This window comes from Ramlibacter pallidus (genome assembly GCF_015070875.1).
Lineage (GTDB): Bacteria > Pseudomonadota > Gammaproteobacteria > Burkholderiales > Burkholderiaceae_C > Ramlibacter > Ramlibacter pallidus.
The window spans coordinates 274225-299461 of the sequence record NZ_JADDIV010000006.1 but is presented as its reverse complement, the minus strand read 5'-3'; the positions used below and the strand labels follow the sequence as shown (position 1 = coordinate 299461).

The following is a 25237-nucleotide window of genomic DNA, read 5'->3' as shown; positions in this document are numbered from 1 at the left end:
CGTCAGGTCATCCGTGGATCACGCCGTGAAGCGGGCACGCCGTCGCCGGTGGGCCCGGCGCGCGAGCATGGCCAGGACGGAGAGCAGGAAGGAAGGGGAAGGGGAGCAGGGCGTGGAGCGCATGGCGCGAGCTTCCCCTGCGCCCGCGAAGGCGGCGCGAAGCCTGCGGGAAGCGGACGTGAAGTCCGCCCGCCGCTCACTTCTTCAGCGCCTTCTCGACCTTCTTGCGCGAGTTGCCCTCGCTCTGCACCGCGCGCTTGACGTCGGACGCGCTGGCGCCGGTCTTCTTCGCCTCGTAGCGCACTTCATGCTCCTGGCCGCCCGCGACGCGGGAGCGGTCCTGGGCACGGCCACGGCTGGATTTCTGGATGGATGCCACGATTGCTCCTGTTGTGGTTTGCGTGGCCCGAGCATCGCGTCGGCCCCACGGCCGCGTTGCAGGAAGGCGGCTGATCCCCGTGTCAGCCCGGGTCGGCAGGCGCGAAGCCCTGGGTTACGCTGCGCCGTCTGCAACCCGGAAGCCCCCCATGCACCGTCGCACCCTCCTGGTCGCCGCAGCGACGTCTTCTCTGCCGGCCTTTCTGCAAGCGCAGGACTTCCCGCCGCGCAAGCCCGTCACCCTGGTCGTCGGCTTCGCGCCCGGTGGAGCGGCCGACGCCGCGGCGCGGCTGATCGCCAGGCAGCTCGGCGAGAACATCGGCCAGTCCATCGTGGTGGAGAACCGCGCCGGCGCCGGCGGCAACATCGCCCACCAGCAGGTGGCGCAGGGGCCGGCCGACGGCAGCATGCTGCTGTTCGGGTCGATCGGGCCGCTGACGATCGCGCCGCACATGATGAAGCTGCCGTACGACCCGTTCAGGGACCTCGCACCCATCACCGGGGGCGTCTACTTCCCCAGCGTGCTGGTGGTGAACGCCGAGAAGGGGCCGAAGACGATGGCCGAGTTCATCGCCCTGGCGAAGAAGGCGCCGGACACGGTGAGCTATGCGTCCACCGGGCCCGGCTCCGCCTCGCACCTCACCGGCGAGCTGTTCGCCAAGCGCATCGGCGCGGAGATGCTGCACGTGCCGTAAGGGCGGCGCCGCCGCGATGCCCGACCTGCTGGCTGGCCGCTTCACCGGCTACTTCGCGGCACCGCCGACCGCGCTGCCGCACATCGAGACCGGCAAGGTGCTGGCGCTGGCGACCACCGGCCTCACGCGCCCGCCGCACCTGCCCAACGTGCCGACAGTCGCCGAGTCCGGCCTGGCCGGCTTCGAGGCGCTGAACTGGTACGCCTTCGTCGGGCCGTCGAAAATGCCGGGCGCGCTGCTGGACCGGTACAACCAGGAGATCGTGAAGGTGCTGCGCACGCCGGAAGTGCGCGACGCCCTGGTCAAGCACGGTCTGGCGCCCCATCCGACCTCCCGCGCCGAGCTCGCGGAGTTCATGCGCAAGGAGTCGGCGCAGTGGGGCGCCATCGTGAAGGAGCGGAAGATCACGGGCGAGTGAGCCACCCGTGGCTCAAAAGCGACTCCGCGCCGCAAGCCTTCCGATGCACGTTGCGCCGCCCGGGGCGCAGGCGTAATGTGCCGTGCATGAGCACCTCGCCGAACGCCCCCGCCGCTTTCGACATCCGCGAATTGATCGCGGCCACCGCGCAGAACAGTTCGGCCGACGTGTTCCGGCCGGCGCTGAAAGCGGCGGACTGGCAGGTGCTCGGCAGCTACCTGCAGCCTCTGTCCGTGCGGCCGGGCCAGGTGCTGATCCAGCAGAACGCCGCCGACCGCACCGTGTACCTGGTGGAATCCGGATCGCTCACCGTGCACTACGAAGACAAGGCCGGCCGCATCCGTCTCGCCTCCGTGGACGCGGGGTCGGCCGTCGGCGAGGGCGCCTTCTTCTCCCGCGAACCGCGCAACGCCACGGTGCAGGCCGCCACCGCCTGCAAGCTCTGGACGCTGTCGCCGCTGCGCTTCGGCGAGCTGTCCAACCGCCAGCCGCAGATCGCGCTGGAGGTGGCGATGGCGCTGGGGGCGATCGTGTCGAAGCGCCTGTCGAACCGGCTGCAGCGGGTGGCGGTGACCTGAGGAAACGAAAACGGCTGCTACGTTGTTCGTAGCAGCCGTTCGTGCGCTGGCGCGGTGTGGATGGTGGGTCCTGTAGGATTCGAACCTACGACCTACGGATTAAGAGTCCGCTGCTCTACCAACTGAGCTAAGAACCCACTGCCGAAAAAGTTGTGGTGGAGAGGAGGAGGATCCACTGCACCGCGCGTAAGTCATTGATTCATATAAGGCCCGTTTCGGACCTCTGTAGCAACTCTTTGCGCAGGGCGGATCATACCAAACTCAGGAATCCTCTTCGAACGAGTCGAGCACTTCGGTGCCGACGAACTTGGACGTTGAAGGGTTAAAACTGATGATCAAGGCGCCGTCCTTCCTTGACGGCCACTTCCTTTCGCCGGAGGCCACTGGGAGGATCAAGACAGGAACTACTGGCTTGGCTCGGCCACGTTCCGCAAGGAAGGCTGAGTACGTGCTGGCGGCCCGGATCGCCTGCGTCACAGCATCCAGCAGTCCAGACGGTCGCTGGGTATTCCGGATCTCAATGACGAAATCGACAGTCGAGGTCTCAGCGACAGCGTCGATCACTATGCCGGCCATCGCCGAGCGGCGAAGGGCGAGCTCAGTCTTTATTCTTGCTCGCCTAAACGGGGAGTGGACCGCGGTCAGTGCTTCCTTGACCTGCCGCTCGAACTGGCTGCTCTGTGTGACCAGTTCCTTCAGGCGCTGGTTGCCACCGTAGGGGACGATTTCGACGTGCGTAGAAAATAGGGCGGAGTCGTCCTCCACTGTCGACCGCGTGAGAATGTATTTGCTAGCCGCGTCGTTCACCATGGGAGGCTCCCCTTCTGCAGTCGAAGGATATGGAAGCGCCTGAGACGCCTGTGGTGGCGTGGGTGAGTGTGCGGGCGACGCAGGCGAAGGCGTCGCGGCGGGCGATGGCGGTGACGCGCCTCGTGAGGGCGTTGGGCCAGGGGGCGCCGTTGGCGCGGGTGAAGTCGCTTGCTCCGGCGAAGGGGCAGGCGACGCCGGTGCTGTTGTCACAGCGGGCGGTACGGGTGTGGACGGCGCAGCTTCTGGTTGGGCGGTTTCCGCGGCCAGCTCCTTTACTGCCTCCTCTGTCACTCTTGCGCGTACCTCTCCAGGCGTGGCTTTCCCAGCGCGGAAGTCCCAGTACTTGTCACGATTCCATGCGATTGCGGCGAGCTTCTCCAGGAAGTCCAGATCTGTGACAAGCGTCGCTACGATGAAGATCGCGACCGCATAGACGAATGGGTTGTTGGACGCGAAGGCCATTGCCAAGACCATCATGCTTCCGAGCAATTTCACTGACCCGGAAACTCGAGGAGCGAAGAACAGGACGATGGTGCACACCAAAGCCGCGATGCCGAAGGCGACCGCGAGCGAGGAAGCCGCAGCAGCGATGTTGAGAATCCACTCGGGCATGAGCTCGGCGATCCAGCGGGGCAACTCAGCGTATTTCTCTCCACTACTGGTCGTGCCAGGCATTGGAGAAGAAGCCGACAACGCTGGAGTCTGAGCGGCTGCCATTGACGCTGGGGTAGTTGCGGAAGCAGCGGCAGTTGCCGATGCCATTTCCGACCCGGAAGGCGCTGTCATTGAAGGTCTCCTGCTAGCTGGGCATTATCGCGCAAGGCTTGATCTATACTGTATGTGCATACAGCATGAAGGTTTGTGTCACGTTGACTCGCCAAGCAGGAGAGCCGCGCCCAGCGTTTGGGATGCGTGAGACTGCGTCGGGTGATTTGCACCTCACGTACCGCACTGCCCGAAATCGACGTATCGCGCTCCTACAGCTGCTTGGGGCGGATAGATCCTGGCCGAACTTGTACGACCCAAAGCTCGTGGAGCTCTCCGGAGCTCGACTGCACTTTGTGGGTCATGAGCGCTGCGGTGCTGCCTGGGTCCTACAGGAATGGGTCTGCGAGCTCAAGTGAGGGGGCTGTCGCGCCGCGATATCGACAGCTCCGACGCGCGGACGGAACGCACTAAGCTGTGCAAGTTCTGCCCGTAGGGACGCTGCGTGGGGAAACGGCTGTCGGGTCGGCGGAAAGGGTAGGCGCATCTGCTTCATTGGCCGTACTCTGAACTTCCGTAGCCGAAAGCAAAGTGAAGAAGACGCAAGCAGTGGCAGGCCTGAGTCACGCGAAGCCTGGGAATATCTCACCGCGCTGCCACATCACCTGCCAAGCCCCGCACCGATTTTGCGTATAAGGACACCCTGCAGAAAATCTCCCCTTGTTCTCTCACCATGCCCTTGAGGGTGCTACGTATAAGCACCTCCGTTGCGCAACCGGGAAAAAACTAAACCAAGGGCTTCGCACATCCCTGATTGGGGATAAGGGGTACAAGGTCAGGTTAGATGTCTTCAGGTGGGAAGGGAATAGCTACCCCTACCCTCGAGAGACGAAGATTGGGGGCCAGACCGTCCCACCTGAAGCTCTCTTCAGTTCGGGTCACCTTCGCGTGCTTGGCTACAGCTGTGTGTTGCGCAAGAAGACTGGCATGCGATCCGGTCACAGCTTCTTGCACTCACCCGGGTCGTCCTGCAGCGCAACGGAGGAGCTCCGCGCCTTACCGACGATGCCCTTGTCCCGGGATTCCCTCTAGGGCTTTGCAATGTGCGCCGAGCGTACGTAGTCACCGCAATCGCACATTGGCGGCAATGCCGCGAATTCATTATAGGTAGGAGGTCTACACCCTGATGGGCTCCGCACGGCGCATTCGCCATGACAGCGTCGGCTCGTCGTCGAACTCCACGTCCAGCTTCGCTACGCCCGTCCAGTCGCGCCTTAAGGTCGGGTCAGCTGCCCAGACATTGCTGATGAATGCCGCGACCTCCGCCGGATCATAGAGAGGCCGCTCACAGCGGTCGTGACGCCGTGCGACGGGAAACAGCTTGAAGCCTCGAACATGGACGCCCTTTGGCTTCTCCCTCGCCAGATCCGCGAGGAAATCACTCCAGGCGCGAACCGGTCCGAGGGCCAGGCGAAGCGCGAATTGCGTTTCGCTTGCAGTGAGGAGTTTGCCCCGCTTCTTCATGCAAACGCTCCTCGCTTCGCCTCTACTTCTTCGCGAGAGAACGGGATGGCAATGGCCAAGTGGAGACCGTCCCGCAGACCGTTCTTGACCCAGATCACCGGCTGCTCATTTGAATCGGTGCCGACAAACAGTTGGAAACCGAGCATATCCACGGGCCCGCCTTCAACCTTCCCGTGCGCCAGTTGATCCGCCAGTGCCGCGTCGTCCAACATGTTGCAGCCCTCCAGAAGGACTGCGCCGCCCGAGCGCACTTGATCCGCTCGCTGTGCAAAAACGCTCTCAGCTAACAGGCCTTCCACTGTCGCTGCTCGAATAACTGCATGCATGTTCTCGGCGTCGGGGTTGGCCGCAATAAGTCGGCGAACCCATTCCGTCCAGCGGATGCCTTCGCCTTCCGCAAGAGTCTCGACCGCCCGCCAGGTCGGAACGTCGAAGCGCAGAGTAGTGCGCTTACCGTCGCGGAGGTCCAAAGTCCTCGTTTGTGCTTCCATCGCGTCTCCATCAGTACATAGGTAGTTTCCCTCGGAATGGAAAAATTGTCCATATAAGATCATGTAATCGGGGGCTGACGCGCTACAATGCATCGCATTAAACGAGCGTTTTGTAACGTAGCCAAAGACCGGAATGACTGCCAAGTTCGTTAGCTACCTCCGCGTGAGCACCCAACAGCAGGGCCGCAGTGGGCTCGGTCTCGAAGCGCAACGAGCCGCCGTGGTGGCGTATGTAGCGGGGCGGGGTGAACTCCTCAGGGAGTTCGTTGAGGTCGAAACGGGCAAAGGGGCCGATGCTCTCGAGCGGCGCAAGGAGCTGCGGCTTGCACTAGAAACGTGCAGGCGTGCGGGCGCCGTCCTCCTCATTGCCAAGTTGGACCGGCTGGCGCGGAACGTTCACTTCGTGTCGGGCTTGATCGAGTCCGGCTGCGACTTCATCGCCGTGGACATGCCGAACGCCAACAAGGTGATGATCCAAATGCACGCCGTCATGTCTGAGTATGAGCGCGACCAAATCTCTGCTCGGACGAAGGCGGCACTGGCGGCTGCGAAGGCACGCGGGGTCGCGCTCGGGCGCAAAGGCATGGACAACCTTCGTCCGAACATCGAAGAGCGTCAGAAGGCTGCTGACGCCTTCGCATTGCGGCTGAAAGGCATTGTCGACGGCTTTCAGACCAGCGGCCTTAGCCACAGAGCGATGGCCGCGGAACTGAACGCCGTGGGCGTCTCCGCGCCCAGGGGCGGCAAGTGGACCCACGGGCAAGTTCAGCGGTTGCTCGCGCGGCTGTCGTGAACTCGCTATCGGGTACGTATCGGCGGCCTACGACTGCCGAAGACGGGCCTCCAACGCGCGCTTGGCAGAGTCCAGCCGCTTTTTCGCGTGTGCCTGAGCTTTGGTGGACTGCTGCACCTTTGACGCGAGCTTCTCCTGCCATTCCAGGTCAATGCCGCCGTCCTTTTTCTTCGGAAGGAAGACGAGGAATTCCTCAATGTGTTCCGGGTAAATCTCTAGCTGCCCGGAAGAGCCGGTCTGGAATTGCTCACTTTGCTGAATGCCAGGAGGGGAGTTCAGAAAGAGGGCCAAATAGTCAGGCAGGCACACGGCAGGATCTGGGCGAAGAATCGCCACGTGGTTGTCGCAAATCGCCGGGTCCTTGAAGTGGTAGCAAGCTGCCCTCCCTAATGTGCCCCGACCAGTGGAATTTAGGAGCACGTCGTTCCTCTTCACCCGCGCCTTCGCATTTGGGACAGCGTCGTAGAACGCTCTCGTCGCGCGCTCCCCGGGCGCTGGCTGCACGCCCTGGGGACGCACCGCCTTGCTGTCGATCACGAGAACATCTCCGTCCTCCGTGAGTGAAGGCTGCACGCCTCTGTTTGGCCGTTTGCAGAAATCCCGGATTCGTGCGCCGCCCTTCTGCGCAATTTGCAGTGCAAAACGCCTCGCGCTCGGGTGGAAGAACTCCGCGTCATGTCGACGTGCGCCCTCGAGAGTCGAGAATGAACACAAATATGTCAGTTCGGGTGCTCGTTGCAGGTGCACCCAGCCGAGTCGAGCCAACAACTCTTCTTGCGCTTCCGGGTAATAGCTCTTGGCGGTGCGGAGCTCCGCACATGCTTCCTGAACATCTTGGGAAAGAGCCTGAAAGCGTCTAGCGACGGGCACCCGCATTCCCTTGATCTTGTCGATGAAGAGGTTGAGTTGCACGTTGCCAGTTGATTCGCGGATGCTCTGAAATCGGCCGAACTCACTATTGAGGAACGTCGCAAGGTAGTAGGGGTCAATTTCCTTGGGATCGCGAATGCGGATGATTGCCAAATGGCGGTCCATGTTGGCCGGCAGCATCCAGTCCTCTACGACTGCGGCATTGCCGATCGTGCCAACACTCGTAATGATCACATCGCCCTTGCGTGCTCGCGTTCTGGGATTTGCCGCGTCCTGGGTCTTGCTAATGCGTCCCGCACCAGTTGGATCAATGGCGTGTTCGCGAACGCACTTTGCGGACAGGTACGCAACGCCTCCTTCATTGACCCATTCCGGAGAGGCGTGAATCCCGTCCGTCACGTCTGCGAAGGTGTCAATTCGCACGGGGTTGTGTCGGCCCAACTGGGCCGAGAGCGCCAGATTTGAGGGTGAGAAGAACTCCGCGTCCCACCGCTCGGCTTTGCCGAGATTGGGCGCTTCCAAAATAGACCAGACCGCCATCGTCAATCGCCGATGAGGAATCCGAAACCCTGCTCCGAGCCCCACTGGATGAAGGCGTCGGCGATTTCGTCAAGGTCGTGGTCAATCGCCGGCGGGCGTCCGCTCTCCGTCACCGGGACCCCTTCCTCGTCGACCAAGTTCCCTTTGGTGTCTTTCCTGTAGATGTATTCACCGCTATTGTTTTTGCCGCTCTTCTGGCTCGTCGCCAGGAACACGGGGTAGTCGGAGACTGGCTCTCCGGCCTCACCCCCCCATTTCTGCAAGAACAACACGCTTGTTTTAGTGCCGGTGAACGGTTTGAAGGTGTTCACATGAAGTCCGACAACGCCCAGCAGCCGAGCGCGCCCGGCAACGTATGACCTTAGTGCCCGGGTGCCCAGGTTATTCAAGTTGCCTTGGGGTAGAACAATTGCTGTTCTCCCTCCAGGCCGTAAAAGGTCCAAGCAACGCTCCACAAAAAGGATGTCGCGCTTCATCCCACTGACTTTTTTTCGCCTCTTCAGCTTCTCGCCCTCGCCCTCAGCCTGTTCCTCTTCTTCCTCATCGTCTGTGGACAGCTGACCCGTTGACGCCAGTTCATACAGGTCGTAGACCGATAGCTGCGCCTTACCCGTCACCTTCCCGGCGAACGGCGGGTTGGTTAGAACAAGGTCGAAGCTGCCGTCTTTTGAGTCCCTGCTGAACTCACCAATCTTCGTCCGGGCGTCGGAGTTTTGCCATTCACGCACGTCGAGGGCCGAGGTTCCGATGACGTTCGCTTTGCCGTCTCCAGCAATGATCATCATGGTCTTGGCGACCTTCTTCAGGCGCTCGTCAAAGTCCACGGCATACAAATTCTCGTTGGAATATCTGTACAGCCGTTCCGTATTCCAGCCATAGAGCTTCTGCACGTGGCGAATCGTGTGGATGAGAAAGCCGCAGGAGCCGCATGCCGGATCAATCGTCTTCTCGCCGTCTTGCGGGTTAAGCATCTTCACCGCCATCTTCACAACGGGGCGGGGCGTGAAATACTGTCCCTTCTGTCCCTTCTGTTCTGGGTTGATCAGATACTCGAACGCAGCGTCTACAGCCTCTAGGTCTGTGTGCGCCAGCGAGTAGGGCTCCAGTGCTGCAGCGCAGAGTTTCAGAGCATCGCCCTTCAGCTTCAACGTGTCGCCGGCATCAAAAATCTGGTCCCAGTGTGGCCTCTTCTTGGCCGCCTGGAATAAGTCATTGAACCGCTTGTAAACCACGTCAGGCGCGCCGGTAGGCACGCGAAAATCGACGGGATCAGAATCCTTTCTGCGAGGCCTGAACTCGTCATGCAGCTTGGCGAAGATCAGCTTGAAGAGCTCGTCAAAGGCGTTTACTCCTGCGTTCGCGAGAGCGTCGTGTTCGAGCCGCTGAATCAGTGACCGCATGTCTGAGATGGGCTTGAGCTCGCCGAACGTGAGCGGCTTGAGGATGTCCGCGAGGTCCTCATCCAGCTTGGGCAGGCGCGGGATGTCGCGGAACTTATACGGCCCTTTCCGAGCGTTCTGCTCCTCCTCACGTAGCTGAAAAGACTGCTCGCTGCCGTTGCTCCAGCACCCGAAGAAGCAACCGGTCCACCGCAGATAGCTACGAAGTTGCTCCAAGCCCTCCTTGCTGTCAGGCTTCTTGAGTTCGAAGACGATGTAAGGGTCAGTGCAGGCGTCGTCCGTGAAGACCACAATGTCGGCGCGCTCCTTTTCGGAGTCCTCGCCCATCTGAATGGGCCATTCCACTTGGACGCGCTTAAGGGGGTAGCGAAGCGTGTCCTGCACCCAGACCAGAAACAGCTGGCGAACAACTTCTTCGGGCTTCGCTCGGAGCCACCGTTCCCGCTTGGCGCAGTAGATTTCTACCTTGTCGTCGTCGGAGACGCGGAGATCGAGCTTCGCCCTCTCGTTCCTGGAAAAAACCCGCAATCCCTGCTTGGTGCTCGGGTCGCGGAAGACTCGGTCTAAGAGCTCCGTAGTCATGTCGCTTGGAGCATTGTTGGCTGGCGCGCGCCGGCGTGCCGTCGTTTTCTGGCTCATCGCCGGGAGTATAGGGAGCGTCTGCTGCTGGGTGCCATCCGGAGGGAGCGCGAGCCGGCCATACCGCCTGGAAACAACGGAACCGTCTCCCGGCGCGAGCGCGCCGCGTGTTGGGGGAGGAGAAGGAGGGCTCCGACTACACGGCGCCTTCGAAGGGGCTGAAGCCGAACCGAATTGCCGTCAGCGTTCGCAGCTTTGTCGAAAGCAGGAGCTCGCCCTCATACGCACGAACAACGCTGCTTTTTGCCGGGTCCGCATGACCTGTGATGGAGCTTGCGTCCACTGGAGGATGCGAGTTGGCGGCACGGGCCAGCAAGGTGTGGCGGAAGGCGTGAAAACCGACCACCCGCGCGCCCGGCGTTTCGTCTCTCAATCCCTTTGCCCGGAGGAAGTCGCGGAACCACCGTTCCGCTTGGGTGCTTGCCCGAGCGTTTGTTGGCGTCCATGCAGGGAACAAGAGCTTGCTCCCACGCTTCCGAACGCGCTCTACATAGTCCAGGAACCCGCCTGCGACAAGCTCCGGGTGCAGCGGAACGAAGCGCTGAACGCCAGTCTTCGTGGACTTCCGTACGCGATCGTCTGCCGGAGTGTCTTCGGTGACCAGGACATAGGGGATGCCATCTTTGGCCGTCCCAATATCGGTCTGCGGGTTCACTTGGCACAACTCATTCACACGGGCACCCGTGTAGAAGGCCAAGGCAGGGAGCCACCACTTATGCTCCTCCGCCTGGAGAGTGCGGAACTCACGGAGCTCGATGTGGAACAGCTGGGCGAGTTCCTCGCGTGTCAAAGCGCGCTGCCGTCGCAGTCCCTCGTCGTCCTCGCCCAGAAACTCAATTCCCTCGGTGGTGAGAGAGACTGGAAACCCTTGGTCCTGCCAGTTCAGGCGTGCCCACTTCAAGAACAGCCGAACCGGCACCACGTAGTTGTCGTCAAAGGTTTTCTTGCTTAGGCGTTCCGCATGCGGCTCGCTCGCCAAGACCCGGGGTGACACGCCCAGCTTTTTGCACTTCTCCGCCCACCGTGAAGGCAGGCCGTGCACCACGTTGAAGTAGTCGGTGAGATCCGACTGTCGGAGTCCCGTTATCGTCTTGGCGCCATGCAGTTCGCGCAGCAACTGAAGTGCCGGTTGGTGCTTCTTGAACATGGCCGGCTTGCGTTCTTTCGCGTAGCCCGCGAGGAACCGTGCGATGAGGGTCGCCAGGGGCTCTGAAACGCCTTCTTGAAGCACTTCCGGCGCAGCAGAGGGGGTAGGGGGCATCGGCGCTGGGCGCGCGCTCCAGGCGGTCACGGTGCTGAGCGCCTTCTCAAGCGTCTCGACTTTTGCCAACAGTTCGCGTCGGCTTGCGTCGTTCTCCCGGGCGGCGGCTTGGATCGCCGCAATCCGAGCGCGGTGCGCCTCCTCGACCTGTTCCTCCATTTCGGCGCGGACCTGGTCCACACGGAGTTTGACGCGTGCTTCTGCAAGCACTTTCTTCAGATCGTCACTGCTCATGCACGTGGTCAGCTCGTTAAATAGGTGATGTGCCGTCGCGCCGAACTCCAGGGCGAGCGGAAGCGCGGACGCCCGATCGCCGGTCTTCAGAGTGCTGGTTAGCTCGCGCACACCCACAAGTGGGCGCAGTGCCGCCGGCACGCTGATGCGAAAGAAAAGGCGATTGCCGCGCCGTTGAAGATACGGGTGATGTGTGCCCAAGATTCCCGGCGCGTTGTAGCGCCTCTCTGTAGCAGTTCTCCAAAAAAGCTACGGGAATCAACGACTTAGAGCACTGGCATGGGCCAGGAAGTTGTGGTGGAGAGGAGGAGGATCGAACTCCCGACCTTCGCATTGCGAACGCGACGCTCTCCCAGCTGAGCTACCCCCCCACAACGATCGTTATTCTAGCAAAGCCGCGCAGGCTTTTCCGGCGCCGCCGCCGGAATCACGTCAGACCATTGCGCGAGGCGAGCTCCACGAACAGCCCCGAGTGGTCCAGGTCGTCGAGCCCGTGCTCGGCGGCCTGGGCGTAGAGCCGCTCGAACAGCGCAGTGACGGGGGCCTCGAAGCCGACCTCCTCCGCCGTGGCGAGCGCGTTGCGCATGTCCTTCAGCTGGATGGCGACCTTGGCGCGCGGCGCGAAGTCGCGCTCCACCATCCGCCCGCCGTGCACCTGCAGGATGCGGCTGTCGGCGAAGCCGCCGGTGATCGCCTCGCGCACCTTCGCCATGTCGGCGCCGCCCTTGGCGCACAGCAGCAGCGCCTCGGCCACCGCGCCGATCGTGATGCCGACGATCATCTGGTTCGCCAGCTTGGCGAGCTGGCCCGACCCGTGCGGCCCGACGTGCGTCGCGCGGCCGAACACCCGGAACAGCGGCTGCGCCCGCCCGAAGTCCGCGGGCTTGCCGCCCACCATGATCACCAGCGAACCGTTCTCCGCCCCGCCCGTGCCGCCGGAGACGGGCGCATCGAGCTGCGCCACGCCCCGCTCGGCCAGGCGCGCCGCATGGTCGCGCGCCTCGCGCGGCTGGATCGAGGCCATGGAAAGGAAGAGGGCGCCGGGCCGCAGGGCTTCGGCGGCGCGCTGGCGGAACAGCACGTCCTCGATGACGGGGCCGCTTTCCAGCATGCAGACCACGGCTTCCGCCTCGCGCAGGGCCGATGCGGCGTCGCCATGCACGCGCGCGCCGAAGGCGGCCAGGGGCTCGACCTTCGCGCGCGTGCGGTTCCAGGCGTGCACGGCATGCCCCGCCTCGCACAGGCGGCGCGCCATCGGGAAACCCATGGCCCCGGTGCCGAGGACGGCGATCTGCATGGCTGCTCCTTCAGTGTTCAGCGATGCATGATCGGCCGCCCGTGCCCGCGATGGCTGTCAGGCGGCTTTCAGGACGGGCGCGGCGAAGAGCTGCTCCATCTCGCGGCGGACCCGGTAGGCCTGCGTGCCCGTGTCCATGGCGACGTCCGCCCAGGACAGGCTCTGCCCCTTCTTCACCGGCCGCACCACCTTCACGTCGTGGGCCAGGCCGAGCGGCAGGCCTCCCATGCGCATCGAGGTTTCGGCCGGCAGCAGCTTGCCCCACACCGTGTAGCCGCCTTCGCCGTCGAGCATCTCGCCCGGCGCGAGGTCGCGCTTGGCGGTGGCCACGACGTCGGCGTTCCAGCAGGTCGCCACGCCGGTCGCCTCACCGCGCAGTGCGACGCTCGCCACCGACTGGCCCACTTCCAGTCCGATCAGGTGCCAGCGCTTGTACAGCGTGAAGTAGCGTCCGCTCGGGTCGGTGTGGGCCTTGTACTCCTCGAAGCAGTTCTTGATGTACTCGGTCTCCGCTTCCACCGTGACCCACACGCCCATGCGGATCTCGTACGGGATGGCGCGGCCGTCCGTCTCGAGCGAGGAGATCACTTCGACCATGCCCTTGCGTTCGAGCACGCCGCCTTCGCTGCGCGGGCGCGTGACGAAGGGGATGTCCTCGATGCTCGCCGGCGGGTAGAGCAGGCCGTCGCTCGGCACGGTGAGCCCGGTCGCATTGGCCACGGCCGTGCTTTCGATCGAGGGCTTGGAGCCGTCGAGGAAGCTGTTGAACATCTTCGGGTTCAGCCCGCCGCGCCTGGCCTGCTCCGGCGTGAGGCCCCAGTTGTCCCACACGGTGTCCGGCGTCGATGCGCTGAAGTGCGGCAGCCACTTGTGGCCGCGGCCGGCGGCGACCACCGGAAAGCCGCAGGTGCGCGCCCAGTCGACCAGGTCGCAGATCAGCGCCGGCTGGTCGCCGAAGGCCAGCGAATACAGGACGCCCGCGTCGGCGGCCTTGCGCGCCAGCAGCGGGCCGCAGAAGGCGTCCGCTTCCACCGTCACGTTCACCACGTGCTTGCCCTGCGCGAAGGCTTCCAGGCAGTGGTCGACGGCGCTGATTGGATGTCCGGTGCACTCCACCACGACGTCGATCGCCGGATGGCGGACCAGCGCCTGCCAGTCCGTGCCGACGTGCGTCGCGCCCGTCTTCAGCGCCTCGTCGATCGACGCGGCCTGGGTGCGCTCCGCCTTCCAGCCGACGCGCGCGAGGTTGGCGCGCGCGTTGTCCGGCGACAGGTCGGCGATGGCGGCCAGGTGCACGCCGGGCGTGCGCGGCACCTGGGCCAGGTACATGGAGCCGAACTTGCCGGCACCGATGAGGCCGACGCGGATGGGGCGGCCTTCGGCGGCGCGCTGCTGCAGCTTGGCGTGGAGGGACATGTCAGGCGGCTTTCTTGATCTGGTCGATGGGGTCGGAGGAGGTCACGAGCGCGCTGGCGGGCATGCCGTTCCGCCACGGCAGGTCGACCGGGCAGTCGCGCACGAGGCAGTCGTCCGGCAGCATCGTGATGGGCGTGAAGTCGCGGTGCGCGATGTATTCCGGCCGCTTGAAGCGGCGGATGTGGTTGGAGACGGCGCACAGGCTCAGGTAGACGCTCACCCGGTTCCACGGCGACAGGTTGCTGGTGGAAGCGTGCACCAGGCAGCTGTGGAAGAGGATCATCGAGCCCGCCGGGCCCTTGGGGCTGACGATGCCCCCCTGCTTGCCGCCGGCGCGCTCCACCAGCTGCGCGATGAGGTCGTTGCTCACCGTCCAGAGCGGGTAGCTGGTGGTGGTGAGGTCGTGCCTGGCGTCTACCACGCCTTTCCGGTGGCTGCCCGGGATGAACATCAGCGGGCCGTTGAATTCATTGACGTCGTCCAGGAAGATGGCGACGTTCATCGCGCGCTCCGTCGGCATCATGTCGTCGTTCAGCCAGGTGCCGTAGTCCTGGTGCCACTGCCAGACGTCGCCCTCGAAGGCCATCTTGCCGTTGATCTTGAACTGGTGCATGTAGACCTCCTCGTCGAAGAGGTCCATGACGGGCTGCACCATGCGCGGGTGGCGCGCCAGGCGCGCGAACGGTTCGCTGTACAGGTGCGCCGCGAAGTTGGTGCGCACCGCGTCGCTGCCCTTCTCGCGCACGTTGAACGCCTCGCGCCGTGCGTACAGCGGCGGCACGGCTTCGACCAGCGTGCGGGTTTCCTCGGGCGTGAACTGTCCCGGGAAGAACAGGTAGCCTTCGCGGTCGAACTGTTCGAGCTGCCCTTGCGTCAATCTCATGTCTGTCTCCTGGGATCGGGTTGCGGGGTGGCCGCGAGCACTTGGGCCAGGCGCTGCGCCAGCGTCTCGCCGGCGCGCAGGCCGTGGTCCTCGATGAGGCGCGCCGCGGTGGCGGCGTCGCCGGCGGCGATCGCATCGGCGATCGCCTGGTGTTCGTCCCAGACGGCTTCGCGCTGGCGCATCTGCTGCAGCACGGCGCCCATCACGCGGCGCAGGTGCCGCCAGTGCAGCTGCGCGCTCTGCCCGATCAGCGGGTTGCCGGCCGCGGCGTAGAGCGCGTTGTGGAAGGCCAGATCGGCATCGATCATCGCGGCGACGTCGTCGCCACGCGCGGCGGCGCGGCCTTGTTCCAGCACCTCGGGGTCGATCCGGAAGCGCCTTTGCGCGGCCAGCCGCGCGGCCAGTGCGTCGAGCGCGCCGCGCACCTGGTAAACATTCCGTATCCAACCCGCATCGAGCGGCGACACCTGCAAGCCGCGGCCCGGGGCATCCTCCACGAACCCGTCCTTCTTCAGGAGCCGCAGCGCCTGCAGCACCGGCTGTCGCGACACCGCGAGCTGCTGGGCGATCTCTTCCTGCGTGATCCGCTGGCCCGGTGCCAAAGAGCCGTCGCTGATGGCATCCACCAGCGTCCGGTAGACGCGCTCCACGAGGTCGGGAGATGCTTCGAGCCGAAGCAATTGGGCAGGCATGGCTGTATTCTGTATACAGAGTACAAGTCGTGCAACGCCAATAACCTCACAGACGAGTCTGACATGTTGTGTCAATATGTTGCAAAGGTTACGAGGATGAGGAAATGAAGTTGCGCGACGGAGGGTGGCACGACCGGATGTACAACAACCGGGAGCTGGTGCCGGACCATCAGGACTACCTCGGGCGCTGGAGCCGCGAGGCGGAGACCGCGCGCGCGGCCGGGCCCTGCGAACTGGACATCCCCTACGGCACGGCACCCGGCGAGAAGCTGGACGTCTTCCCGGCGCCCCATGGCGGTGCGCCCATCCTGCTGTTCATCCACGGCGGCTACTGGCGCGCGCTCGACAAGAAGGATGTCTCCTTCGTCGGCCCGGCCTTCACGCGGCACGGCGCCTGCGTGGTGGTGCCCAACTACGACCTGTGCCCCGCGGTCACGGTGCCGGACATCGTGCTGCAGGTGGCCCGCTCGGTCGCCTGGACCTGGCACAACGCCGCCCGTTTCGGCGGCGACCGGCGCCGCATCGTGGTGGCGGGCCACTCGGCCGGTGGGCACCTGGCGGCCATGATGCTCGCGTGCCTGTGGCCGCAGCTGGACGCCGCCCTGCCGAAGGACACGGTGCGCAATGCGCTGGCGGTCTCCGGCCTGCACGACCTCGACCCCATCATGCGCACGCCGTTCCTGCAGCGCGACCTGTCGCTGACGCCGCAGCAGGTGGCCAGGGCCAGCCCGGCGCGGCTGCCCGCGCCGCGGCACGGCACCCTGTACTCGGTGGCCGGCGGCGACGAGAGCGCCGAGTACCACCGGCAGAACCGGCTGATCGAGGAAGCATGGGGCGCGCGGCGCGTGCCCGTGTGCGAACTGCTGCCGGGCCTGCACCACTTCAGCATCCTCGACGCGCTGGTGGACCCGAGCCACCGGCTGCACCAGCTGGCGGTCGATCTGCTGCGAGCGTAGAACGCCGTCGTCCCTGCGGAGGCGGGGACCCGGAGCTTCCAGCAAAAAAGGGACGCGTTCGCGTCCCTTTTTGCTGGAGCCCTCGATTCCCGCCTGCGCGGGAATGACGGGTTTCACATCAGCAGGTGCTCGCCCGCGTTGTCCCCGCCCAGGATCACGTAGTTGACCTTGCGGATGTCGGCCAGCTTCGTGCCGCCCGCGTAGCTGATCGAGCTCTGCAGGTCTTCCTGCATCTCGCGCAGGGTGTCCGGCAGCCTGCCCTTCACCGGCTCGAGGATGCGCTTGCCTTCCACGTGCTTGTACTCGCCCTTGTTGAAGTCGGACGCGCTGCCGTAGTACTCCTTGTACAGGCGACCGTCCACTTCCACCGTGGCGCCCGGCGACTCCTCGTGGCCGGCCAGCATGGAACCCACCATCACCAGGGTCGCGCCGAAGCGGATGCTCTTGGCGATGTCGCCATGCTCGCGGATGCCGCCGTCGGCGATGATCGGCTTGGTGGCCACGCGGGCGCACCACTTCAGCGCCGACAGCTGCCAGCCGCCGGTGCCGAAGCCGGTCTTCATCCGGGTGATGCAGACCTTGCCCGGCCCGATGCCGACCTTGGTCGCGTCGGCGCCCCAGTTCTCCAGGTCGATGATGGCTTCCGGCGTGCCGACGTTGCCGGCGATCACGAAGGCGGAGGGCAGCTTCGCCTTCAGGTGCGCGATCATGTTCTTCACCGTGTCGGCGTGGCCATGCGCGATGTCGATGGTCACGTATTCCGGCACCAGGCCTTCGGCGGCGAGCCGGTCGACCGTCTCGTAGTCGGCCTGCTTCACGCCGACCGAGATCGAAGCGAAGGCACCGGCTTCCTTCATCTTCCGGACGAACTTCACGTTGTCCAGGTCGAAGCGGTGCATCACGTAGAAGTAGCCGTTCTGCGCCAGCCACAGGCAGATGCGGTCGTCCACCACCGTCTTCATGTTGGCGGGGACCACCGGCAGCTTGAACCGGCGGCCGCCGAATTCCAGGGAGGGGTCGCATTCCGAGCGGCTTTCCACGCGGCACTTGCGCGGCAGCAGCAGGACTTTGTCGTAGTCGAAGATTTCCATTTCCGTCGCTCCGGGAGACTGTCGTTGAAACAGGTGAGCGCTTGGATCGGGACCCGGCTTCGCCAAAAGAAACCGGGCCACAAATGCTTGGGCCCGGTGACTGATTCTACGGCGGAGCGCCTTTCAGGGACATTCGGTGCGGCTGATAGCCCTGATACGCCCGCGTGCATCCTGCAGCACCGCGACCAGCCTCAGCCGTTCGGCCCTGGCGCCGTCGTGGATCTGCATCGCGCGCGTCTCCGCCAGGCGTTTCGGAGCGCGCCCGGCCGGCTTGTCCCAGTCGGGCCGGAACACGTTGCGCACCAGGTTGCGGGCGACCGGGCTGCCTTCGGTGCCGGCCGGCAGGTGCTCCACCAGCAGCAGCCAGGCCTGCCAGGGGGTCGTCCCCGGTGCCTTGAGTTCGATGGAAGCACCGACGTAGTCGTTGAAGGCGGCGCCTTGTGCCAGGCGCAGCGGCAGGCCGAAGCCTTCCCGCCGGCCGCTCACGGCGGCGCTGCCGTCCGGCACGGCGCGGCCCAGCGTCGACAGGCGCTCCACCGCTTCGACGGCGGCGACGGCGGACAACGGTGCGTCCTGGCCCTTGCGTCCCGGCACGACCCAGTCGATCGCCAGCGTGCCGGTGGCTGCCTGCGGCGTGAGCGGGTCGCGCCAGCAGTCCGCGCAGTCCGCGTTGATGAAGCGCTCCAGCAGCACCCCCGGCTGGGCTGCGCCGTCGCTGGTGCACAGCGCACGGCCCGCGGCGGGCAGGAAGGAGAGCAGGGCGGCGAGGAGGAAGGGCAAGCGGGACGGCACGACGCCTGGCATTCTGGCCCCGCCGGCACGCGGGCGGTGGCCTTTTTACAATGGCCCATGTTTCCTCCAGAAGTCGCCGCCGACTCGCCGCTGCTGCAGCACCTCAACCCGGAGCAGCGTGCCGCCGTCACCCTGCCCAACGAACACGCCCTCATCCTGGCCGGAGCCGGATCGGGCAAGACCCGCGTGCTCACGACGCGCATCGCCTGGCTGCTGGCCACGGGGCAGATCGGCCCCGGCAACGTGCTGGCCGTCACCTTCACCAACAAGGCCGCCAAGGAGATGATGACGCGGCTGCAGGCGATGCTGCCGGTGAACGTACGCGGGATGTGGATCGGCACCTTCCATGGCCTGTGCAACCGCTTCCTGCGCGCGCACTACAAGCTGGCGGCGCTGCCCCAGTCCTTCCAGATCCTGGACACGCAGGACCAGCTCTCGGCCATCAAGCGGCTGATGAAGCAGCACAACGTGGACGAGGAGCGCTTCCCCGCCAAGGAAACGCAGTGGTACATCGCGGGCGCCAAGGAGGAAGGACTGCGCCCGAACATGATGGAGACGCGCACTGAGGAAGACCGCCGCAAGGCGGAGATCTACCAGCTGTACGAGGAGCAGTGCCAGCGCGAAGGCGTGGTCGACTTCGCCGAGCTGATGCTGCGCAGCTACGAGGTGCTGCGCGACATCGACCCGATCCGCGAGCACTACCGCCGGCGCTTCCACCACATCCTGATCGACGAGTTCCAGGACACCAACAAGCTGCAGTACGCCTGGATCAAGATGTTCGCCGGCTCCGGCAACTCGGTGTTCGCCGTGGGCGACGACGACCAGAGCATCTACGCCTTTCGCGGCGCGCGCGTGGGCAACATGGCCGACTTCGTGCGCGAGTTCGACGTGCGCCACCAGATCAAGCTGGAGCAGAACTACCGCAGCTTCAGCAACATCCTGGATTCCGCCAACGCGCTGATCGCGCACAACAAGACCCGCCTGGGCAAGAACCTGCGCACCGACCAGGGCCCCGGCGAGCCGGTGCGGGTGTACGAGGCCCCCACCGACATGGCCGAGGCGCAGTGGATGGTGGAGGAGATCCGCCAGCTGGTGCGCGACGGCACGCCGCGCCACGAGGTGGCCGTGCTCTATCGCAGCAACGCGCAGAGCCGGGTGATCGAGACCTCGCTGTTCAACGCCGCGGTGCCTTACCGCGTGTACGGCGGCCTGCGCTTCTTCGAGCGGGCCGAGATCAAGCACGCGTTGTCGTACCTGCGCCTGCTGGAGAACCCGCACGACGACACCAGCTTCCTGCGCGTGGTGAACTTCCCGGCGCGCGGCATCGGCGCCCGCAGCGTGGAGCAACTGCAGGACGCCGCCCGGGCCGCCAGCTGCTCGCTGCACGACGCGGTGCACGCCACCACCGGCAAGGCGGGCGCCAACCTCGCCGCCTTCGTGCAGAAGATCGACGCGATGCGCGCCGAGACCGAGGGCCTCACGCTGCGCGAGATCATCGAGGTGATGCTCCAGCGCAGCGGCCTCGTCGACCACTACAAGGCGGAACGCGACGGCGGCGACCGCATCGAGAACCTGGAGGAACTGGTCAACGCGGCGGAAAGCTTCGTCACGCAGGAAGGCTTCGGCCGCGATGCCGTGGCGCTGCCGGTCGACGAGCTCGGCACGACGCTGCGGCAGTCCCCCGCCAGCCAGGGCCTGGACCCGAGCCTGCCCGAGATCAACGAGCCTTCCCCCGACTACGTCCCGCCCGATGCGGAGACCGGCGAGACCCTGTCGCCGCTGGCCGCCTTCCTCACGCACGCCGCACTGGAATCCGGCGACAACCAGGCGCAGGCCGGGCAGGACGCGGTACAGCTGATGACCGTGCACGCGGCCAAGGGCCTGGAGTTCGACTGCGTCTTCGTCACGGGGCTGGAAGAAGGCCTGTTCCCCAGCGAACGTTCGCTCGCCGACTACGACGGCCTGGAGGAGGAGCGCCGCCTGATGTACGTGGCAATCACGCGCGCGCGCCAGCGCCTGTACCTCAGCTACTCGCAGACGCGGCTGCTGCACGGCCAGACCCGCTACAACGTCAAGAGCCGCTTCTTCGACGAATTGCCGGAGGCCGCGCTCAAGTGGCTGACCCCGAAGAACCAGAACTTCGGGGGCTCGGCGTTCGGCTTCGGCATGGGCTACCCGAGCTCCCGCCCCTCCGGCTACTCCGGCGGCTACGGGAAGGGCGACACTTTCGCGAGTCCGCCGGTGCCGCAGCAGAAGGCCACGCCGGACCACGGCCTGCGTCCCGGCATGCAGGTCTTCCACGCCAAGTTCGGCGAAGGCACGGTGCTCACGCTGGAAGGCTCGGGGATGGACGCGCGCGCGCAGATCAACTTCCCGCGGCACGGCCAGAAGTGGCTGGCGCTGTCCGTGGCGAAGCTGACGCCGGTGCCCTGAGGCGGTCGCCGGACATGATTTCGGCGGACCTCCTGCAGCGGCTGTGCCGGGCGCGCGAGCGGCTGCAGTCCGAACTGGAGCCGCCGGCGCGCATCTCCTCGGTGGCCCGCGATGCAGGGCTGGCGACGCCCCACTTCATCACCCAGTTCAGCGCGGTGTTCGGCGAAACGCCGGTGCAATGCCGCACGCGCGCGCGGCTGGAGCGCGCCTGCGACCTGCTGCGGCGCAGCGACGAACCGGTCAGCCAGGTCGCGCTGGCGCTGGGCTTCGCCAACCTGGGGAGCTTCTCGCGCCTGTTCACGCGGCGATTCGGCGTGCCGCCGCGCACGTGGCGCCGGCAGGCCGCGCCGCCCGGGGTGCCCGCCGGCTGCATCGCGGTCCTGAACGCCGCTTGCCTGGCGCAGCGAAATTCCGGCGAAGTCCCGGCGCGCGAATGAGCGCAGGATGGCGGTTCCACCACCCACCTCCGCCACCATGCGCATCAACCTCACCAGCATCTTCGTCGACGACCAGGACAAGGCCCTCGCCTTCTACACCGGCGTGCTCGGCTTCGTGAAAAGCCGGGAGATCCCGGCCGGGGCGTTCCGCTGGCTCACCGTCCGCTCGCCTGAAGGCGGCGACACGGAGCTGTCGCTGGAACCGAACGAGAACCCGGCGGCGCGGACCTACCAGCAGGCGCTGCTGGCCCAGGGCATCCCGGCCACTGCATTCCAGAGCGACGACCTGGACGCGGACTACCGCCGGTTGCGCACGCATGGCGTGCGGTTCACCACCGATCCGACGGACATGGGGCCGGTGCGCATCGCGGTGTTCGCGGACACCTGCGGCAACCTGATCCAGCTGTACCAGCCGGCGTGAGCCGGCGCCGGCGCGTCAGGCGTACTGCCACTCCGACGGGGCGAGCGACTGCAGGACGCCGAAGGCCGGACCCAGGCAGCCGTTGCGCGCTGCCCATTCGACCTGCTCGCTGAAGCAAGCGCGCTTGGCCGACAAGGAGGCCGACGCCCCGGAGGAACCCACGAGGGGTGGCGCCGGCAGCGGTTCGGTGCCACCGGAGTGCTCCAGCACGCGATAGAACTCCAGCCACCGGGTCGGCTGGGGGCAGACGCGGTGCTCCTTGCGGATCTCCACCATCGCGTCGTACAGGGTGATCTCCAGCGGCGCGAGCTCCAGGCTGTCCAGGTCGAGCTGCCGGCGCGGCGCGGCCGCCACTTCCATGAGCGGCTGCGGCTCGGTCTCGGCGAACAGGTGCTCTTCTCCCGGCGCGATCGGCAGCGAGGCCGGCTCGGTGTCGGGAAAGTCCTTGCGGTCCCTCGGCATGTTCATCGGCCCCTCCCAGGCGTGCTGGGCGCCAGTGTAACGATGCCGTGCACCCGCCGCCAGCCGGGCCGTCAGCGCGCCAGCGGGTGCGGGCGCTGCTCCATGTATCCGGCGCCGTCCTTCGGCCCCTTCTGGCCCATGGCCTGCCATGCGGTCTGCTGCCCCACCAGTGCGGCGAGCATCTCGACTTCCTCGTCGGTGTGGTTGATGGCGCCGGCGGGCGTCAGCAGCCGGCCGTCGCGCGGCCGCGCCTCGGCCCAGAACGACTGGTGGTACACCGCGCGCGAGGTCGTGCGGTCGCTGCCCGCCGTGAGCTCGATGGTGCCGTAGCAGTTGCAGAAGTAGCTGCGGAAGGACTCCTCGGGCCGCACCTCGGTGTAGAGGCCGGTGCCGCGGATGCCCGCCGTCAGCGTCGGCGTGACCACCTGCCGGCTGTTGCCGCGGCCCCAGACGCTGACCACCGCGCCGGTCAGCATCCGCAGGACGCTCACCGCGTTCAGCGTGTCGCCGCGTTCCACCGTGATGCGCGAGTTCTGCCGCACGTGGAAGGCGGAATTGCCGATCGAGAAGACGAGGTAGGAGCCGGGGCCGGTCTCGATGCGGTCGCCGGTCTGCACCACCTGCTGCGCCCGCAGGGGCGTCCCATTGAGCAGCGCGTCGCCGCGCAGCTCCACGATGTTGCTGCGCTGCTGCGCGTGCGCGGCGCTCCAGCCGCCCAGCGCGGACCACGCGGCGGCGGCCTGCAGGAAGCTGCGGCGCCGGGTCCAGAGGACTTCGTCCTCCTTGCGTCCCTGCAGGGTGTGTCGGTTCATGTCGTTTCTCCTCCTCCGGGTGGGCCAGCCGCGTCCGGCCCCGGCACGTCGTCGGCCTGGAAGCTGTCGCGGAACGTGAAATAGAGCGAGGTGGAGAACATCGCCACCAGCAGCAGCACGGTCGGCATCATGATGCTGCGGGCGACGGCCACGCCGCCCAGCATCATCCCCACCGTGCTCACGACGAAGCCGACCACCAGGAACACCGCCATCCAGGTGATGCCGTACATGAAGAGGGCGCCGAAGTTGCGCAGGCACGCGACGGCGCTGAAGAAGAGGCTCTTCACCGGCGAGATGCCGTGCCAGTGCACGAGCGCGGGCGCATGCCAGAACAGGACGACCAGCGGGGTGTGCAGCAGCAGGACGAGCATGGTGCGCGCATCCACCTGCGGGGCGTCGAGGTCGCCGGGGGTGGCGACGGGGGCCGTGGGGGTGCCCACCAGCAGCCCGCCCAGCAGGGTGGCGAGCAGCGACCCGACGGTATAGAGCACGCCGAGCACCAGCATCGCGCGCGCGCGCTGCTTGCCGGCGCGGAAGGCGCTCACCAGCACCGTCGGCATGGGGAAGCGGCCGGCCGAAGCCTCGGCCGTCGCCGCCATCAGGCCCAGCGTCGCCGCGGGCACCAGCATGGCGCCGACCACGATGCCGACCACGGGCAACTGCGAAATCACCAGGACCACCGCCATGTACATGAAGAACAATCCAGTCAGCGCGAGGGGCTGCTTCAGGAAGGTACGTACGCCCAGCTTGACCCACTGGATGCCGGTTCGGGCCGGGACGATGTTGAGTTTCACGAAATAGTTGGCAGGAAGCGGGGGCGGTCGGGGGCGCAGACGGCAAGGTGCCGGCTTGGCGGTGAATTTAACGCAAGCGCCCCGCCGCGCGCTTGCGGGGCCTTCACAGCGTGGCGTATGTCACGGGATGCGCCGAGCGCTCCCGCAGCACGCGCTCGAAGTGCGTGGGATCGTGCGGCTTCAGCAGCGAGGCCTCGCGCGGGAGGTGGAAGTCCCACAGGCGCGAGATCCAGAAGCGCAGGGCGCCGGCCCGCAGCATCGCCGGCAGCAGCTGCCGTTCGGCGGCGCCGAACGGTCGGACGCCGGCATAGGCCGCGACGAAGGCCCGGGCGCGCGCGGGGTCGTGGCGTCCGGTGGGCAGGTCGATGGCCCAGTCGTTCAGGCAGACGGCCACGTCGAACAGCCAGGTGTCGACGCCGGCGAAGTAGAAGTCGAAGAAGCCGGTGAGCTTGCCCTCCTCGAACATCACGTTGTCCCGGAACAGGTCGGCGTGGACCGGCCCGCGCGGCAGGGCGGCGTACGCCGACGAAGCCGCGACGTGGTTCTGGAAAGCCAGTTCGGACCGGAGCAGCGCGGCCTGTGCCGGCTCCAGGAAGGGCAGGACCACGGGCGCGGTCTCGTTCCACCAGGGCAGGCCGCGCAGGTTCGGCTGGCGCCGGTTGTAGTCGCGCCCCGCCAGGTGCATGCGAGCCAGCATGTCGCCGACGGCGGCGCAATGCGCTTCGCCCGGCTGCAGTTCGCTGTGGCCGAACAGCTTGTTGACCAGCGCCGCCGGCTTGCCGCACACCGTGTGCAGGATGTCGCCGCTGGCGTCCGCCTGGGGGTCGGGGCAGGGGATGCCGTGCTGCGCCAGGTGCTTCATCAGGTGCAGGTAGAACGGCAGCTGCGCGTGCGTCAGGCGCTCGAACAGCGTCAGCACGAACTCGCGCGTGCCGAGGATGTCCTCGGCGGTGACGAAGTAGTTGGTGTTCTCGATGCCGCCCTGGATGCCGCGCAGCTCGCGCAGCTCGCCGAGGTTCAGCGCGCGCAGCAACGCACCGGCCTCGGCTTCCGAGACTTCGGTGAAGACGGCCATGCTAGAAGTTGAAGACGTTCCAGACGCGCTGCTTGCGCTCGGAGAAGCCTTCGCGGCTGTCCGACGGACGGCTGCGCGCCATGTCGTCCGGGGCGATCTCGTAGGCCGGGACGTTGGCCTTGGGTTGCACCGTGATGCTCTGGGTCTGGCCGCCCACGCGGACCTCGTCGACGCGGTTGCCGGCGTCCTCCACCCGGATGAACTCGATCTTCTGGTTCTTTCGCGGATCGAGCGTTCCCTCGCGTTCGATCTTGGCCTGGGCCAGGACGGCGAGGGGGAGGAAGGCGAGCAGGAGCGTCGTGAGGGAGCGCATAGAGACCATTGTAGGCCCGTGCACAAT

Annotated in this window: 25 protein-coding genes, 2 tRNA genes and 1 pseudogene; 8 read left to right on the top strand and 20 right to left on the bottom strand. The window is 65.9% G+C overall.

Annotation, left to right across the window (positions count from 1 at the left end; all coding sequences use genetic code 11):
- Window positions 1–196: 196 nt before the first annotated feature.
- A complete protein-coding gene (locus IM787_RS21815; RefSeq protein ID WP_193678663.1) occupies window positions 197–379 on the bottom strand; it encodes a DUF3606 domain-containing protein in 183 nt (60 codons plus the stop codon).
- 148 nt (window positions 380–527) lie between these two features.
- On the opposite strand from IM787_RS21815, the pseudogene IM787_RS20940 reads away from it, so the two are divergent.
- Both IM787_RS20940 and IM787_RS20935 read left to right on the top strand, forming a co-directional pair.
- Window positions 528–1491 (top strand): annotated as a pseudogene (locus tag IM787_RS20940) (Bug family tripartite tricarboxylate transporter substrate binding protein).
- Between the two features lie 86 nt (window positions 1492–1577).
- Window positions 1578–2069: a Crp/Fnr family transcriptional regulator gene (locus tag IM787_RS20935; protein WP_193678662.1), complete on the top strand. Its 492-nt coding sequence runs from the start codon at window positions 1578–1580 to the stop codon at window positions 2067–2069.
- 61 nt (window positions 2070–2130) lie between these two features.
- Here the strand turns inward: IM787_RS20935 and IM787_RS20930 are convergent.
- Together IM787_RS20930 and IM787_RS20925 are read right to left on the bottom strand one after the other, a co-directional pair.
- Window positions 2131–2206, bottom strand: a tRNA-Lys gene (locus tag IM787_RS20930).
- Window positions 2207–2330: 124 nt separating this feature from the next.
- Window positions 2331–2879, bottom strand: a complete 549-nt coding sequence (locus tag IM787_RS20925) for a hypothetical protein (protein WP_193678661.1) — start codon at window positions 2877–2879, stop codon at window positions 2331–2333.
- A gap of 445 nt (window positions 2880–3324) precedes the next feature.
- Between IM787_RS20925 and IM787_RS20920 the strand changes: the two genes are divergently transcribed.
- Complete coding sequence (locus IM787_RS20920; RefSeq protein ID WP_193678660.1) at window positions 3325–3585, top strand: hypothetical protein; 261 nt, start codon at window positions 3325–3327, stop codon at window positions 3583–3585.
- 1175 nt (window positions 3586–4760) lie between these two features.
- Here the strand turns inward: IM787_RS20920 and IM787_RS20915 are convergent.
- Window positions 4761–5108 carry a hypothetical protein gene (locus IM787_RS20915; protein WP_193678659.1) on the bottom strand — a complete coding sequence of 116 codons (348 nt, stop codon included), beginning with the start codon at window positions 5106–5108 and terminating at the stop codon, window positions 4761–4763.
- Entirely contained in the window at window positions 5105–5599 is a 495-nt protein-coding gene (locus tag IM787_RS20910; RefSeq protein WP_193678658.1) for a hypothetical protein, read from the bottom strand. The genes IM787_RS20915 and IM787_RS20910 overlap by 4 nt, the downstream gene beginning before the upstream one ends.
- A gap of 133 nt (window positions 5600–5732) precedes the next feature.
- Between IM787_RS20910 and IM787_RS20905 the strand changes: the two genes are divergently transcribed.
- Window positions 5733–6392, top strand: coding sequence for a recombinase family protein (locus tag IM787_RS20905; protein WP_193678657.1), 660 nt, complete (start codon window positions 5733–5735; stop codon window positions 6390–6392).
- Between the two features lie 27 nt (window positions 6393–6419).
- Here IM787_RS20905 and IM787_RS20900 read toward each other — a convergent pair whose 3' ends face one another.
- The 8 genes from IM787_RS20900 to IM787_RS20865 form a co-directional block, all read right to left on the bottom strand.
- Entirely contained in the window at window positions 6420–7808 is a 1389-nt protein-coding gene (locus IM787_RS20900; protein WP_193678656.1) for a restriction endonuclease subunit S domain-containing protein, read from the bottom strand.
- Complete coding sequence (locus tag IM787_RS20895; protein WP_193678655.1) at window positions 7805–9784, bottom strand: type I restriction-modification system subunit M; 1980 nt, start codon at window positions 9782–9784, stop codon at window positions 7805–7807. The genes IM787_RS20900 and IM787_RS20895 overlap by 4 nt, the downstream gene beginning before the upstream one ends.
- 193 nt (window positions 9785–9977) lie before the next feature.
- On the bottom strand, window positions 9978–11537 hold the full coding sequence (locus IM787_RS20890; protein ID WP_193678654.1) for a DUF6538 domain-containing protein: 1560 nt from the start codon (window positions 11535–11537) through the stop codon (window positions 9978–9980).
- Window positions 11538–11631: 94 nt separating this feature from the next.
- Window positions 11632–11707: transfer RNA gene (locus IM787_RS20885), tRNA-Ala, on the bottom strand.
- Between the two features lie 56 nt (window positions 11708–11763).
- Window positions 11764–12654 (bottom strand): NAD(P)-dependent oxidoreductase, encoded by an 891-nt coding sequence (locus IM787_RS20880; RefSeq protein WP_354004458.1) that lies wholly within the window; start codon window positions 12652–12654, stop codon window positions 11764–11766.
- Between the two features lie 36 nt (window positions 12655–12690).
- Entirely contained in the window at window positions 12691–14049 is a 1359-nt protein-coding gene (locus tag IM787_RS20875) for an NAD(P)H-dependent oxidoreductase (RefSeq protein WP_193678652.1), read from the bottom strand.
- A 1-nt stretch (window position 14050) separates the two neighbouring features.
- Window positions 14051–14932 carry a phytanoyl-CoA dioxygenase family protein gene (locus IM787_RS20870; protein WP_193678651.1) on the bottom strand — a complete coding sequence of 294 codons (882 nt, stop codon included), beginning with the start codon at window positions 14930–14932 and terminating at the stop codon, window positions 14051–14053.
- A complete protein-coding gene (locus IM787_RS20865; protein WP_193678650.1) occupies window positions 14929–15624 on the bottom strand; it encodes a GntR family transcriptional regulator in 696 nt (231 codons plus the stop codon). Before IM787_RS20865 ends, IM787_RS20870 begins: the two co-directional genes overlap by 4 nt.
- A 104-nt stretch (window positions 15625–15728) precedes the next feature.
- On the opposite strand from IM787_RS20865, the gene IM787_RS20860 reads away from it, so the two are divergent.
- Window positions 15729–16580 carry an alpha/beta hydrolase gene (locus tag IM787_RS20860; protein ID WP_193678649.1) on the top strand — a complete coding sequence of 284 codons (852 nt, stop codon included), beginning with the start codon at window positions 15729–15731 and terminating at the stop codon, window positions 16578–16580.
- 113 nt (window positions 16581–16693) lie between these two features.
- Here the strand turns inward: IM787_RS20860 and IM787_RS20855 are convergent, their stop codons facing one another.
- Window positions 16694–17671 carry a GMP reductase gene (locus tag IM787_RS20855; RefSeq protein ID WP_193678648.1) on the bottom strand — a complete coding sequence of 326 codons (978 nt, stop codon included), beginning with the start codon at window positions 17669–17671 and terminating at the stop codon, window positions 16694–16696.
- Between the two features lie 123 nt (window positions 17672–17794).
- Complete coding sequence (locus IM787_RS20850) at window positions 17795–18463, bottom strand: hypothetical protein (protein WP_354004457.1); 669 nt, start codon at window positions 18461–18463, stop codon at window positions 17795–17797.
- A gap of 57 nt (window positions 18464–18520) precedes the next feature.
- Between IM787_RS20850 and IM787_RS20845 the strand changes: the two genes are divergently transcribed.
- From IM787_RS20845 to IM787_RS20835, 3 genes are read left to right on the top strand one after another with little or no spacing between them, the layout of a single operon-like run.
- Complete coding sequence (locus IM787_RS20845; protein WP_193678647.1) at window positions 18521–20896, top strand: UvrD-helicase domain-containing protein; 2376 nt, start codon at window positions 18521–18523, stop codon at window positions 20894–20896.
- 14 nt (window positions 20897–20910) lie between these two features.
- A complete protein-coding gene (locus tag IM787_RS20840) occupies window positions 20911–21333 on the top strand; it encodes a helix-turn-helix domain-containing protein (protein WP_193678646.1) in 423 nt (140 codons plus the stop codon).
- 37 nt (window positions 21334–21370) lie between these two features.
- Window positions 21371–21754, top strand: coding sequence for a VOC family protein (locus IM787_RS20835; protein WP_193678758.1), 384 nt, complete (start codon window positions 21371–21373; stop codon window positions 21752–21754).
- A 15-nt stretch (window positions 21755–21769) separates the two neighbouring features.
- Here the strand turns inward: IM787_RS20835 and IM787_RS20830 are convergent, their stop codons facing one another.
- The 5 genes from IM787_RS20830 to IM787_RS20810 form a co-directional block, all read right to left on the bottom strand.
- Window positions 21770–22222 carry a hypothetical protein gene (locus IM787_RS20830; RefSeq protein ID WP_193678645.1) on the bottom strand — a complete coding sequence of 151 codons (453 nt, stop codon included), beginning with the start codon at window positions 22220–22222 and terminating at the stop codon, window positions 21770–21772.
- A 65-nt stretch (window positions 22223–22287) separates the two neighbouring features.
- A complete protein-coding gene (locus IM787_RS20825) occupies window positions 22288–23028 on the bottom strand; it encodes a FecR domain-containing protein (protein WP_193678644.1) in 741 nt (246 codons plus the stop codon).
- Window positions 23025–23822 carry a BPSS1780 family membrane protein gene (locus IM787_RS20820; RefSeq protein ID WP_193678643.1) on the bottom strand — a complete coding sequence of 266 codons (798 nt, stop codon included), beginning with the start codon at window positions 23820–23822 and terminating at the stop codon, window positions 23025–23027. The genes IM787_RS20825 and IM787_RS20820 overlap by 4 nt, the downstream gene beginning before the upstream one ends.
- A 103-nt stretch (window positions 23823–23925) precedes the next feature.
- The gene (locus IM787_RS20815) at window positions 23926–24897 is read right to left on the bottom strand and encodes a homoserine kinase (protein WP_193678642.1); all 972 of its coding nucleotides are present in this window, start codon (window positions 24895–24897) and stop codon (window positions 23926–23928) included.
- Window position 24898: 1 nt separating this feature from the next.
- The gene (locus tag IM787_RS20810; protein WP_193678641.1) at window positions 24899–25210 is read right to left on the bottom strand and encodes a hypothetical protein; all 312 of its coding nucleotides are present in this window, start codon (window positions 25208–25210) and stop codon (window positions 24899–24901) included.
- Between the last annotated feature and the right edge of the window lie 27 nt (window positions 25211–25237).